The following is a 13,367-nucleotide window of genomic DNA, read 5'->3' on the forward strand; positions in this document are numbered from 1 at the left end:
TGGCGGTCCGGCCTGGGCCGGGACTTCCGGCTCAGGCCCCTGCCGGGGCCGCGGCCTAGCGTGGAGACATGGCTACCACTCCGCTCGCCCATGCGGACCGCGAACGGCTCGCCCGGCGGGGGTTGGCCCTGATCGAGGACCGGCCCAGCGACTTCACCCTGCTGTCCGTCCAGTGCACCCACGGCCACCACCTGGCCACCGTGTACCGGACCGCTGACGGCCCGGTGTACCAGTCGACATCGCTCGGGCACAGCCACAGCCACGGTGACCGCGACCGCTACGACGGCGCCCACCACGGCGACGTGACGCCCCCGTGGGTGGACCTGCTGCAGGTGGCAGCGTCGGCCGCGGTGGACGATGGGCTGCCGGCCTGGTGCGAGTGCGGGGCCCGCACGCTCTCGCGCGCCCAGCTGATCCAGTGGATCGCGGACGGCGAGCACCGCGTCAACCTGGACTGACCGGCTCGGCCCGCACGAGCTCCTGGAAGTAGCGGTAGGACCGCTTCGGCACCCGCCGCAGCGTGCCCGGGTGCACGGCGACCAGCCCGAACAGCTGGGTGTACCCCTCGCCCCACTCGAAGTTGTCCATGAGGCTCCACGCGACGTAGCCGCGCACGTCCGCGCCCTCGGCCTGCGCCTGCCGCACCGCGGCGATGTGGTCGCGCAGGTAGGCCACCCGGTCGTCGTCCACCACGCTGCCGTCGTCCGCCCTGGCCGTGTCCGGGTAGGCCACGCCGTTCTCGGTCACCATGAGCGGGACCCCGGCAGCCTCGCGGGAGAGGTCGACGAGCAGGCTGCGCAAGCTGTCCGGGTGGACCTCCCAGCCCATCGTCGTGAGCGGCGGCCGCGGCCGGAACGAGCAGGCCGGGGCGCCCGGGTAGGCGTCGGTGGCCTGGCCGACGCTGGCGTGGGCGTCCGGCTGGGGCAGCCCGACCCGGAACGGCGTGTAGTAGTTGACGCCCATCCAGTCCAGCGGGGCGGCGATCGTGGCCAGGTCGCCGTCCCGGACCAGGGCCGGGTCGGCGAGCTCCGGCACCCGGGCGACCAGCGCCGCCGGGTAGTGGCCGTGCAGCAGCGCGTCCAGCCACAACCGGTTCTGGACCAGGTCGACGACCTGCGCGGCCTCCTCGGCCCCCGGCTGGTCCACGTAGGCCGGGGACAGGTTGAGCACGATGCCGACCTCGAGCCCCGGGTCGGCGGCACGCAGCGCCCGTGCGGCCAGGCCGTGGCCGAGCAGCAGGTGGTGGGCGGCTGCGTAGGCGGCCGCGGGCTCCCGTCGTCCGGGGGCGTGCACTCCCGCGGCGTAGCCGAGGAAGGCCGCGCACCACGGCTCGTTGTGGGTCGTCCAGGTGCCGACCCGGTCACCGAGCCGGTCATGGACGAGGGCGGCGTAGTCGGCGAACCGGTCGGCGGTGTCCCGGTTCGGCCAGCCGCCGGCGTCCTCGAGCGGCTGCGGGAGGTCCCAGTGGTACAGGGTGAGCAGCGGGGTGACGCCGCGGCCGAGCAGCCCGTCGACGAGCCGCTCGTAGTAGTCCAGCCCGGCGGCGTTGACCGGGCCCCGGCCGGCCGGCTGCACCCGCGGCCAGGCCACCGAGAACCGGTACAGCGGCACCCCGAGGTCGGAGATCACCGCCAGGTCGTCGTCCAGCCGGCGGTAGGAGTCGCAGGCCACCGACCCATCGGTGCCGTCGGCAACCGCGCCGGGGGTCGCGGCGAAGGTGTCCCAGATGGAGCGGCCGCGGCCGTCGACGTCCACGGCGCCCTCGATCTGGTACGACGAGGTCGCAACGCCGAAGGCGAGGTGGTCGTTGGTCAGGTCCCGGATGCGCAGCATGGCCCTACGCTACGACCGACGGGTCCCTGGCCACGGCCAGCGCGGTGAGCGCGAGCGCCATGGCGCCCTCGAGCATGGTGCGGTCGCCCGGCTCGGTGACGCAGTGGGCCGCGAACTCGTGCTGGTGGTTGACCGCGGGCCACGAGTGCACCGCCAGCTCGGCGTGCACCCCGGGCACCAGCTGGGCGACGTTGCCGAAGTCGGTGGAGCCGCTGATCGGCTCGCCGCCGGGATCGGGGGTGTAGGGCCGGCCGATCGCCGCGCAGGCCGCGCTGAACGTCGCGGACAGGCCCGGGTGCACGGCCAGCGGCTCGTAGACGTGGCCCATCCGCTCGATCGTCACCGTGGTGAAGGTCGCCGTGGCCGCCCCCTCGAGGCAGGCCCGGACCCGGTCGCGCAGGTCCTCGAGGTCCGCGGCGTCGACGGCGCGCAGATAGAAGACCGCCTCGGCCCGCTCCGGGACGATGTTCGGCGCGGCCCCGCCGTCGGTGATGATCCCGTGCACCTGCTGCAGCGGGCGCAGGTGCTGGCGCAGCATGGCGATCGCCTGGTAGCCCTGCACCACGCCGTCCAGCGCGTTGCGGCCGAGCTCGGGGGAGGCGCTGGCGTGCGAGGCTTGGCCGCGGTAGGTGACCTTCCACTCCTCGATGGCCAGGCCGCGCGGGGCGTGCAGGTCGAACGGCGCCGGATGCACCATGATCGCGGCGTCCACGCCGTCGAAGGCTCCGGCGTCGATCAGGTCCACCTTGCCGCCGCCGGACTCCTCGGCCGGGGTGCCCAGGACGGTCACCCGCAGGCCGGCGTCCGCGGCGAGGGCGGCCAGCGCGATCCCGGCGCCGACGGCGGACGCCGCGATGATGTTGTGGCCGCAGGCGTGCCCGACCTCGGGGAGGGCGTCGTACTCGGCGCACACGACGACGTGCGGACCGGACGTGCCGGTCCTGGCCGCGAACGCCGTCGGCTGGCCGTACGCGCCGCGTTCCACGGCGAACCCGTGGGCCTCGAGCAGGTCGGCGCAGCGCGCCGCCGACCGGTGCTCGACGTAGGCCAGCTCGGGGTCGGCGGCGAGGGCGTGGGAGAGCTCGACCAGCTCGGGAGCGGCCCGGTCGACCAGCTGGCGGACCTGCTCGACGGTGCGCGGCTCGGGGGGCGCGGCGGCAACGGTCATGGCGGCATCCTCGCTGGTAGCCCGGGGCCGTGGGGAGCCGGGTGGCCGAGGGTTCCCAGGGCGGCCGGGATGAGGCACAATGAGCCACGCGTGCCGGGTGTGACTCCTGGGATCGGCGAGACCGCTGGGGAAGGCGACTCTCGAGCCGACCGATCAGGAGGAGGATCCGGTGTCCCGTGGCGTGTTGTTCGTGCACTCAGCCACTGCCGCGCTGAGCCCGCATGTCGAGTGGGCGGTGGCCGGCGTCCTCGGCCGTCCGGCCTCCCTCGAGTGGATCCCGCAGCCGGCGTTCCCCGGCAGCTGGCGGGCCGAGCTGTCCTGGCAGGGCCAGGCCGGCACCGGGGCCAGGCTCGCGTCCGCCCTGCGCGGGTGGGAGCACCTGCGCTACGAGGTGACCGAGGAGCCCACCCCCGGCGTCGAGGGCGCGCGGTGGTCCTACACGCCGTCCCTGGGGATCTATCACGCGATCATCGGGGTGCACGGCGACGTGCTGGTGCCGGAGGACCGGCTGCGCGCCACGGTGGCCGCCGCGGTGGCCGAGGGGTGCCCGCTGGAGCAGGAGATCGCCCGGCTGCTCGGTCAGCCGTGGGACGACGAGCTGGAGACGTTCCGGTGGGCCGGGGAGGGCGCCCCGGTCCGCTGGCTGCACCAGGTCACCGGCTAGCCGCTGCGAGGTAGCTACAGGGGGATGTTGCCGTGCGCACCGCGGACGGCGGGCGCCGCGGCGATGGCGGCGGCGACCGCTGAGCGGGTCGTCCCCGGGGCGATGACCTCGTCGATCACACCGAGCGCCATGGCCCGGTCCAGGCCGCCGGCCAACAGCTCGTGCTCCTCGGCCAGCTCGACCTCGAGCTGGGCCCGCAGGTCGTCGGGGGCCTCGGCCAGCCGGCGCCGGTGCAGCACCCGCACGGCGGCCACCGAGCCCATGACGGCCACCGTGGCGCCGTCCCAGGCGAACACCCGGGTCGCGCCCAGCGCCCTGGCGTTCATCGCGATGTACGCACCGCCGTAGGCCTTGCGGGTCACCACGGTCACGCGCGGCACCACGCACTCGGCGAAGGCGTGCAGCAGCTTGGCGCCGCGGCGGACCACGCCGTCCCACTCCTGGCCGACGCCGGGCAGGTAGCCGGGCACGTCGACGAGCACGACGAGCGGCACCCCGAGCGCGTCGCACATGCGCACGAACCGGGCGGCCTTCTCGGCGGAGGAAGAGTCCAGGCAGCCGCCCAGCCGCAGCGGGTTGTTGGCCACGACACCGACCGTGCGGCCGCCGAGGCGGCCCAGCGCGGTCACGATGTTCGGTGCCCAGCGCGGGTGCAGCTCGATGCCGGTGCCCTCGTCCAGCAGGCCGTCGACGAGCGGGTGGACGTCGTAGGCGCGCCGCGCGGACTCCGGCAGCAGACCGCCGAGGTCGGCATCCTCGACGGCGCCTAGGCTGCCCTGGTTGCCGAGCAGCGCGGCCAGCCGCCGCGCCTCGTCGAGGGCGCCCCGCTCGGTGTCGGCGACCACGTGGACGACGCCGCTGCGCCGTCCGTGCGGCTCGGGGCCGCCGAGGCGCTCCATGTCGACGTCCTCACCGGTGACCGAGCGGACGACGTCCGGGCCGGTGACGAACACCCGTCCGGCCGGGCCCATGATCACGATGTCAGTGAGCGCCGGGCCGTAGGCGCCGCCGCCCGCGGCGGCACCAAGCACCACCGAGATCTGCGGGATGCGGCCGGACGCCCGCGTCATGATCGCGAAGACCTCGCCGACGGCGTGCAGGGACAGCACGCCCTCCCGCAGCCGGGCCCCGCCGGTGTGCCACAGCCCGATGACCGGGACGTCGTCGGCCAGCGCCCTGGCGTACGCCGCCAGGATCACCTTGCAGCCGGCCGCGCCCATCGCGCCGCCCTGGATCAGCGGGTCCGAGGCGAACGCCACGGCCACCGAACCGTCGATGCGCCCGACCCCGGCCAGCATGCCGCTGTCGTCCTCGGCGGTGATCGAGGTGAACGACCCCGGGTCGAACAGGGCGGCCATCCGCACCCGTGGGCTGCGGGGGTCGGGCGCCGCGGCGGCGTCGGGTCGGGCTTCGGCGATGGTCACTCAGACGCTCCGCAGGACGAGGGCGACGTTGTGGCCGCCGAACCCGAACGAGTTGTTGAAGGCGGCCAGCTCGCCGCTGGGCAGCGGGCGTGGCCCGCCGTGGACCACGTCCAGGTGGACGTCGTCGTCCGGATCGTCGAGGTTGATCGTCGGTGGCGCCACCCGGTGCCGCAGCGCGAGCACCGTGGCCACCGACTCCAGCGCCCCGGCGGCGCCCAGCAGGTGCCCGGTCATCGACTTGGTGGCCGACACTGCGACCCGGTCGGTCGCGTCGCCGAGCACCACCCGGATGGCGGCGGCTTCGGCCACGTCGCCCTGCGGCGTCGACGTCGCGTGCGCGTTCAGGTGCACAATGTCGCCGGGGGCGGCGCCCGCGTCGTCCAGCGCCGCCCGCATGGCCCGGATCACGCCGTGGCCCTCCGGGTCCGGCTGCGCGATGTGGTGGCCGTCGGAGCTGATCCCGACGCCGGACACCTCGGCGTAGAGCCGCGCGCCGCGGGCCCGAGCGTGCTCCTCCGACTCCAGGACGAGCATGGCGGAGCCCTCACCGAAGACGAAGCCGTCGCGGCCCTTGTCGTAGGGGCGGGAGGCCCGCTGCGGCTCGTCGTTGCGCTTGGACAGCGCCATCATCGCGCTGAACGCGGCCAGCGGCAGCGGGTGGATGCAGGCCTCGGTGCCTCCGGCCACGACGATGTCGGCGCGGCCGCTGCGGATCATCTCGGTGGCGTAGGCGACCGCCTCGGCGCCGGATGCGCAGGCCGAGACCGGCGTGTGAACGCCGGCGCGCGCCCTGAGCTCCAGCCCCACGATCGCGGCCGGACCGTTGGGCATGAGCATCGGGATGGTGTGCGGGGAGACCCGGCGCGGGCCGTTCTCCCGCAGGTTGTCCCACTGGCCGAGCAGCGTGAGCGCGCCGCCGATGCCGGTGCCGATCACCGTGCCCAGCCGCTCCGGGTCGACGTCCGGGCTTCCGGCGTCGGCCCAGGCCTCGCGCGCAGCGATCAGCGCGAACTGCTGGGTGCGGTCGAGCTTGCGCGCCTCGACCCGGTCGAGCACCTCGGAGGGGTCGACCGCTGCCGATGCGGCGAACCGTACCGGCAGCTCGGCCGCCCACTCCTGGGTCAGCGTGCGGATGCCCGACCGGCCCGACAGCATGGCGTCCCAGGTCGAGGCGACATCGCCGCCGAGCGGCGTGGTCGCGCCCACCCCCGTGACGACGACGCGGCGGCCGGGACGCGGGCTCACGCCGCGCCGCCCGCCTTCTCGATGTAGGCGACCGCGTCACCCACGGTGGCCAGGCCCTTGACGTCGTCGTCCGGTATCTTGACGCCGAACCGCTCCTCGGCTGCGACGACGACCTCCACCATGGACAGCGAGTCGACGTCCAGGTCGTCGATGAAGTGCTTGTCCATCTGGACGTCGTCAGCGGGGACGCCGGCGACCTCGTTCACGATCTCGGCGAGGCCGGCGAGGATCTCCTGCTGGGTGGCCATGGGCATGTGCTCCTTCGTTGTTGTCGCGGACCGGTCGCGGGCGCGGCCGGGTCGTGCGGAGGGGCGTGGTGCGGGGCTAGGGAAGCGTGACCACCTGGGCCGCGAACGACAGCCCGGCGCCGTATCCGATGAGCAGCGCGGTGCCGCCGTGCGGCGCCGCACCGCTCTCGAGCAGCCGGTCCATGGCCAGGGGGATGGACGCCGCGGAGGTGTTGCCGGTGTCGACGATGTCGCGGGCCACCGCCACGGACTCGGGGATCTCCAGCCGCTTGACCATGGCGTCCACGATGCGCAGGTTCGCCTGGTGCGGGATGAAGGCGTCGAGGTCGGACACGGTGATCCCGGCGGCGTCCAGGGCCTGCTGGCAGACCGGGGTCATCGCGAAGACCGCCCAGCGGAACACCTGCGGCCCGTTCATCGCGAGCATCGGGAAGTGGTCCGTCGTGCCGTCGCGCAGCGCGTTCCACGGGGCGTCCTGGGTGATCGCCTCGTGCTGCGATCCGTCCGCGCCCCACACGACCGGGCCGATGCCGGGGATGTCCGACGGGCCCACCACGGCCGCACCAGCGCCGTCGCCGAAGATGAACGCGGTGCCGCGGTCGGTCGGGCTGACCATGTCGGTGAGCTTCTCGCAGCCGATGACGAGCACGTACTCGGCGGAGCCGCCGCGGATCATGTTGTCGGCGAGCGCGAGGCCGTGGGAGAAGCCGGCGCAGGCCGCCGAGATGTCGAAGGCAGCGGCGTTGGTCGCGCCGATCCGGTGGCCGACCATCGCGGCGGCGGACGGCGTCTGCCACAGGTGGGTCACAGTCGCGAGGACGATGCAGCCGATCTGCTCGGCGGCGATGCCCGAGCCGGCCAGCGCCTGCTCGGCGGCCGCCACGGACATGTCGACGACGTCCTCCTCGGGCGCAGCGTGGTGGCGGGTGACGATCCCGGACCGCTCCCGGATCCACTGGTCGGAGGAGTCGATGTGCTCACAGACCTCGTCGTTGGTGACCACCCGGGCCGGCCGGTAGGCGCCGACGCTCAGCATGCGGGAGAACGGGGCGCCCGGGCGGGGCGCGAGTGGGGTGCTCACACGCCCACCGCTTCGGGGTGCAGCCGGAGCAGCGGCTGGCCCGGGGCCACCGGGTCGCCGTCCTCGACGAGCCACTCGACCACGTGGCCGCCGTGCGGTGCGGAGACGACGTGCTCGTCGCGCAGGGTCACCACCGAGCCGACGACGGCGCCCGGCTGCAGCAGGTCGCCGCTGCCGTTGCGATGGAAGGTGCCCTTGGCGGGAGCCACGAGCAGCCGCCAGGTGGGGGAGTCGGACAACGGGTTGGAGGAGCCGTGCCGCTCGACCAGCGCGCGGGCCGCCGGCAGGTCGTCGGGGGTCTTCAGCGCGACGGTCTCCGCGCCGGGGATGGCCCGCCTGACCAGCCCGGTGAGGGTGCCGGCCGGTGGCACCTCGAGCACGCCGGTGACCCCGAGGTCGGCCATGGTCGCCATGCAGAGGTCCCAGCGGACGGGTGCGGCGACCTGGTTGACGATCCGGGCCAGCGCCTCGCGGCCGTGGTGGACCACCGAGCCGTCCCGGTTCGACAGCAGCCGGGTGCGCGGGTCGTGCGTGGTGACCGCGCCGGCCAGCCGGCCCAAGACGTCGACCGCGGGCGCCATGTGCTCGGTGTGGAACGCCCCGGCGACCTCCAGCGGGCGCAGCCGGGCGCCGTCGGGCGGGTCGGCCTGCAGGGCTGCGAGCTGCTCGAGGGTGCCGGCGGCGACGATCTGGCCGGCCCCGTTCTCGTTGGCCGCCGTCAGTCCGTGCTCGGCCAGCTTGGCCACCACGGTGTCCCGGTCGCCGCCGAGGACGGCGGTCATGCCGGTGGGCCGGGCGGCGGCCGCGTCGGCCATCGCGCGGCCGCGCTCGCGGACCAGGACCATGGCCTGCTCGGCGCTGATCACGTGGGCGCCGGCCGCGGCGGTGATCTCGCCGACCGAGTGCCCGGCACCGATGCCGACGACCCCGTAGGCCTCGGCCGGCACCGGGAACAGCTCGAGCAGCGCCACCAGTCCGGCGGCGACGATGAGCGGCTGGGCCACCGCGGTGTCGCGGATGGTCTCGGCCTCGGACTCGATGCCGTGGGCCGCGAGGTCCATGCCGGCGCAGGCGGACAGCCACTCCAGCCGGGCCCGGACCGTCGGCAGCTCGAGCCACGGGCTGAGGAAGCCGGGGGACTGGGCCCCCTGGCCGGGGGCGACGATGGCGAGCATCCGTCCAGCCTGGGCTACCGCTGGGACCCGACCGGGTGTCGACGCCGACGGAGATCGCGGACGATCTTTGGAGGTTTCCTACAACTTGGGGGCCGCATCCAGCCGGCCGAACACGAGCGCCAGCCGCAGCGCGAACGCGCCCCGGGCCTCGGTCGGCACGAAGCCGGTGACCTGGGCGATCCGGCGCAGCCGGTACCGCACCGTGTTCGGGTGCACGAACAACCGGCGGGCCGCCCCCTCGATGGACCGGCCCTCGTCCAGGTAGGCGCCCAGCGTCACGAGCAGGTCACCGCCCGCGCCGACCAGGGCCGCGTAGCCGTGCTCGACCAGCCGGGCCCGCGCGTCCGTGTCGCCGTCCAGGGCCCGCTCCGGCAGCAGATCGTCGGAGCCCACCGGCCGGGGGGCGCCCGGCCATGCGGGCGCGGCGCGCAGCCCGGCTACGGCCTCTCGCGCCGAGCGGGGGGCCGCGCTGAGGTCGGGGACGACAGGTCCGACGACGACGGGGCCGGCCGCGTACTGCCCGACCAGGGCGGTGGCCGCGCGGACCGGGTCGGTGGCTCCGGACACGGCCAGCACCAGCCGGTCGCCCTGGATGCCGCTGATCACGTCCAGGTGGGCGGCCTTGGCGGAGCGCTGGACGGCGTCGGCCACGGCGTCCGGGGGCGCGTCCCGCGGCTGCCCAACCACGACGACCACGTTGCCGCGGCTGCCCCAGCCGAGCGCGGCGGCCCGGGAGCGGATGGCCTCGTCGACCTCGCCGCGCAGCAGCGCGTCGACGACCAGGGCCTCCAGCCGGGCGTCCCACGCGCCGCGGGCCTCGGCCGCCTGCGCGTACACCTGGGCCACCGCGAAGGCGATCTCCCGCGAGTACAGCAGCACCGCCTCGCGCAGCTCCGGCACCTCGCCGGGTGCGGCCAGCTCGTCGACCCGCTCCTCCATGACGGCGATGGACACCCGGATCAGCTCGACGGTCTGCTGCAGGGAGACGGCTCGGGCCATCTCCCTGGGCGCCGTCCCGAAGACGTCCGTGGTGATGGTCAATGACTGGCCGGGGCGGCGGAACCAGTCGAGGAACGCGGCCAGCCCGGCCTGGGCCACCAAACCGACCCACGAGCGCTCGGCGGGCGGCATCGCCCGGTACCAGGGCAGCGTCTCGTCCATCCGCTGGATCGCGGCCGTCGTGAGCGTCCCGAGGTTCTGCTCGAGGCGTCGGGCGGTCGCGGCGTGGCGGCGGGGCATGAGGGGAAGCGTACGGACTCCGCCGCCGAGACCCTTGTGGGACAGCCACAACGCCACCCCCCTCCCTGCAGAAGGGGGGAGGGGTCAGGCCTCGGCCTGCTGGGCGGCCTTGATGATGTCGCCGGCGTGGTCGGGCACGTACGTGTTGAGCTCGCGCGGCGGCCGCTCGTACCCGGTGGACGGCGGCCGGACCGGCAGCTCCAGCGTCGTCGGCGGCGGCACCAGCGTGTACGGCACGGTGGACAGCAGGTGGGCGATCATGTTGATCCGGGCCCGCCGCTTGTCGTCCGCCTCGATGACGTACCACGGCGCCTCGGGGATGTCGGTGTGCACGAGCATCTCGTCCTTGGCCCGCGAGTACGCCTCCCACTTGGTGATCGACTCGAGGTCCATGGGGGAGAGCTTCCAGCGGCGCATCGGGTCGTCCAGCCGGGACCGGAACCGGGCCTCCTGCTCGGCGTCGCTGACGCTGAACCAGTACTTGCGCAGCAAGATGCCGTCCTCGGCCAGCAGCCGCTCGACGATCGGTGCCTGGTGCAGGAACCGCCGGTACTCGTCCGGGGTGCAAAAGCCCATGACCCGCTCGACCCCTGCACGGTTGTACCAGGACCGGTCGAACAGCCGGATCTCACCGGCCGCGGGCAGCTGCTCGACGTAGCGCTGGAAGTACCACTCGGACCGCTCCCGCTCGGTCGGGGTCGGCAGCGCGACGATCGAGGCGACACGCGGGTTCAGGTACTGGGTGACCCGCTTGATCGCCGAGCCTTTGCCCGCCGCGTCCCTGCCCTCGAAGAGCACGACGAGCCGCACGCCCTCGGCGCGGACCCACTCCTGCATGACGACCAGCTCCGCCTGCAGCCGGAACAGCTCCGCGTCGTAGAGCTTCTTGGGCATCCGATCCACGGTGCGGCCATGGTGCCTGTCGTGGTGCCCCTCCTGCTTGGCCACTACGCGTCCCCCATCCCCGTGCCCGGGTCCACCGAGCGGATGTCGGTCAGCGCGTAGAGGTCGATCCCCTGGGCGGCCGCCGCGGGGTCCACCGCGCCGGTCCGGCTGAGCCGGCCCAACGTCTGGACGACGATCGACTCGGCGTCCACGCCGAAGTGCCGACGCAGCGCACCGCGGGTGTCCGACATGCCCCAGCCGTCAGTCCCGAGCGAGCTGAAGTCCTGCGGCACGTAGCCCTGGATCTGGTCCTGCACCGCGCGCATGTAGTCCGAGACGGCGACCACCGGGCCGGGCCGGTCGGCCAGCCGTTGGGTGACGAACGGCGCCCGCGGCTCGTCGGACGGGTGCCGCCGGTTCCACCGGTCCACCGCCAGGGCCTCCCGGCGCAGCTCGTTCCAGGAGGTCACCGACCACACGTCCGCGTGCACGCCCCAGTCGTCCCGCAGCAGCCGCTGCGCCTTGAGCGCCCAGTTCACCGCGACGCCGGACGCCAGCAGCTGGGCCTTGGGCGCGCCCTCCGGCACGTCCGCCGCCGGCGCGTACAGATACATGCCGCGCAGCAGGTCCTCCACGGCGAGGCCCTCGGGCTCGGCCGGCTGGACGTACGGCTCGTTGTAGACCGTGAGGTAGAAGAAGACGTTCTCCGGGTCGTCGCCGTACATGCGGCGCAGCCCGTCCTTGACGATGTGCGCGACCTCGAAGGAGAACGCCGGGTCGTAGTGCACGGCCGCGGGGTTGGTGGCCGCGATCAGCGGAGACTGCCCGTCCTCGTGCTGCAAGCCCTCCCCGTTGAGCGTCGTCCGCCCAGCCGTGGCGCCGAGCACGAAGCCGCGCGCCATCTGGTCCATGGCCGCCCACAGCCCGTCGCCGGTGCGCTGGAAGCCGAACATCGAGTAGAAGATGTAGACGGGGATCATCGGCTCGCCGTGGGTGGCGTACGACGTGCCCACCGCGGTGAACGAGGCGACCGACCCGCCCTCGTTGATGCCCTCGTGCAGGATGACGCCGGTCTCGGACTCCTTGTACGACAGCACGAGGTCGCGGTCCACCGACAGGTAGGTCTGGCCGTGCGGGCTGTAGATCTTCTGGGTCGGGAACATGGAGTCCATCCCGAAGGTGCGCGCCTCGTCCGGGATGATCGGGACGATCCGCGGGCCGATCTCGGGGTCCTTGAACAGCTCCCGCAGCAGCCGCACGAAGGCCATCGTGGTGGCGACCTCCTGCTTGCCGGAGCCGCGGCGGACCACGTCGTAGACCGGGTCGCCGGGCAGCACGAGCGCCTTCGCGGCGCTGCGCCGCTCGGGTACCGACCCGCCGAGGGCCTGCCGCCGCTCGGCCACGTAGGCGGCCACGTCGGAGTCCGGTCCCGGGTGGAAGTACGGCGGCAGCTTGGCGTCCATCTGGTCGTCCGGGATCGGGATCTCCAGCCGGTCGCGGAAGGCGACCAGGTCATCCATGGCCAGCTTCTTCATCTGGTGGGTCGCGTTGCGCGCCTCGAAGTGGCTGCCCAGGGTCCAGCCCTTGATGGTCTTGGCCAAGATCACGGTGGGCTGGCCGGTGTGCTCCGCCGCGGCGAGGTAGGCGGCGTACAGCTTGCGGTAGTCGTGGCCGCCGCGCTGCAGGCTCCAGACCTCCTCGTCGGTCCAGTCCTCGACCATCTTGCGGGTCCGCGGGTCGCGGCCGAAGAAGTGCTCGCGGACGAAGGCGCCGTCCTCGGCCTTGAACGTCTGGTAGTCGCCGTCCGGCGTGGTGTTCATGAGGTTGACCAGCGCGCCGTCGGGGTCATTGGCGAGCAGCTGGTCCCAGTTCCGGCCCCACACGACCTTGATGACGTTCCACCCGGCACCGCGGAACAGCGACTCGAGCTCCTGGATGACCTTGCCGTTGCCACGTACCGGACCGTCGAGCCGCTGCAGGTTGCAGTTGACGACGAACGTGAGGTTGTCGAGCTCCTCGCGCGCGGCCAGGCCGATCGCGCCGACGGACTCGACCTCGTCCATCTCGCCGTCGCCGAGGAACGCCCAGACGCGCTGGTCCGAGGTGTCCTTGAACCCGCGCCCGGCGAGGTAGCGGTTGAACCTCGCCTGGTAGATCGCGTTCAGCGGCCCGAGACCCATCGACACCGTCGGGAACTCCCAGAACTCCGGCATGAGCCGGGGGTGGGGGTAGGACGAGAGGCCGCCGCCCGGGTGGGTGAGCTCCTGCCGGAAGCCGTCGAGCTGGTGCTCGGTCAGCCGGCCCTCGAGGTAGGCCCGCGCGTACATGCCGGGGGAGGCGTGGCCCTGGAAGTAGATCTGGTCGCCGCCACCCTCGTGGTCACGTCCGCGGAAGAAGTGGTTGAA

At 73.7% G+C, this 13,367-nt stretch carries 12 protein-coding genes; 2 read left to right on the plus strand and 10 right to left on the minus strand.

Translation table 11 applies throughout. The features are described from left to right. Positions 1–68: 68 nt before the first annotated feature. Entirely contained in the window at positions 69–458 is a 390-nt protein-coding gene (locus VIM19_04040) for a hypothetical protein (protein HEY5184079.1), read from the plus strand. Here the strand turns inward: VIM19_04040 and VIM19_04045 are convergent. Next, on the minus strand, positions 445–1,833 hold the full coding sequence (locus tag VIM19_04045; GenBank protein HEY5184080.1) for a GH1 family beta-glucosidase: 1,389 nt from the start codon (positions 1,831–1,833) through the stop codon (positions 445–447). The genes VIM19_04040 and VIM19_04045 overlap by 14 nt on opposite strands. Positions 1,834–1,837: 4 nt before the next feature. Next, the gene (locus VIM19_04050; protein HEY5184081.1) at positions 1,838–3,001 is read right to left on the minus strand and encodes an amidohydrolase; all 1,164 of its coding nucleotides are present in this window, start codon (positions 2,999–3,001) and stop codon (positions 1,838–1,840) included. 169 nt (positions 3,002–3,170) lie between these two features. Here VIM19_04050 and VIM19_04055 point away from each other — a divergent pair, with 169 nt between their 5' ends. After that, the gene (locus VIM19_04055) at positions 3,171–3,665 is read left to right on the plus strand and encodes a DUF3145 domain-containing protein (protein HEY5184082.1); all 495 of its coding nucleotides are present in this window, start codon (positions 3,171–3,173) and stop codon (positions 3,663–3,665) included. A 14-nt stretch (positions 3,666–3,679) separates the two neighbouring features. On the opposite strand, the gene VIM19_04060 is transcribed toward VIM19_04055, so the two are convergent. The 8 genes from VIM19_04060 to aceE form a co-directional block, all read right to left on the minus strand. Next, entirely contained in the window at positions 3,680–5,089 is a 1,410-nt protein-coding gene (locus tag VIM19_04060) for a carboxyl transferase domain-containing protein (protein HEY5184083.1), read from the minus strand. Further along, entirely contained in the window at positions 5,090–6,334 is a 1,245-nt protein-coding gene (gene fabF, locus VIM19_04065) for a beta-ketoacyl-ACP synthase II (GenBank protein ID HEY5184084.1), read from the minus strand. Continuing rightward, positions 6,331–6,582, minus strand: coding sequence for an acyl carrier protein (locus VIM19_04070; GenBank protein ID HEY5184085.1), 252 nt, complete (start codon positions 6,580–6,582; stop codon positions 6,331–6,333). Before VIM19_04070 ends, fabF begins: the two co-directional genes overlap by 4 nt. Positions 6,583–6,658: 76 nt before the next feature. Further along, positions 6,659–7,618, minus strand: a complete 960-nt coding sequence (locus VIM19_04075; protein HEY5184086.1) for a beta-ketoacyl-ACP synthase III — start codon at positions 7,616–7,618, stop codon at positions 6,659–6,661. Positions 7,619–7,659: 41 nt separating this feature from the next. After that, positions 7,660–8,838 (minus strand): acyltransferase domain-containing protein, encoded by a 1,179-nt coding sequence (locus VIM19_04080; protein ID HEY5184087.1) that lies wholly within the window; start codon positions 8,836–8,838, stop codon positions 7,660–7,662. 78 nt (positions 8,839–8,916) lie between these two features. Next, on the minus strand, positions 8,917–10,077 hold the full coding sequence (locus VIM19_04085; GenBank protein ID HEY5184088.1) for a helix-turn-helix domain-containing protein: 1,161 nt from the start codon (positions 10,075–10,077) through the stop codon (positions 8,917–8,919). An 84-nt stretch (positions 10,078–10,161) separates the two neighbouring features. Then, positions 10,162–10,971 carry a polyphosphate kinase 2 gene (gene ppk2 / locus VIM19_04090; GenBank protein ID HEY5184089.1) on the minus strand — a complete coding sequence of 270 codons (810 nt, stop codon included), beginning with the start codon at positions 10,969–10,971 and terminating at the stop codon, positions 10,162–10,164. Between the two features lie 53 nt (positions 10,972–11,024). Beyond that, the coding region (aceE, locus tag VIM19_04095; protein ID HEY5184090.1) for a pyruvate dehydrogenase (acetyl-transferring), homodimeric type at positions 11,025–13,367 on the minus strand (2,343 nt) is incomplete at its 5' end.

Source organism: Actinomycetes bacterium (assembly GCA_036510875.1).
Lineage (GTDB): Bacteria > Actinomycetota > Actinomycetes > Prado026 > Prado026 > DATCDE01.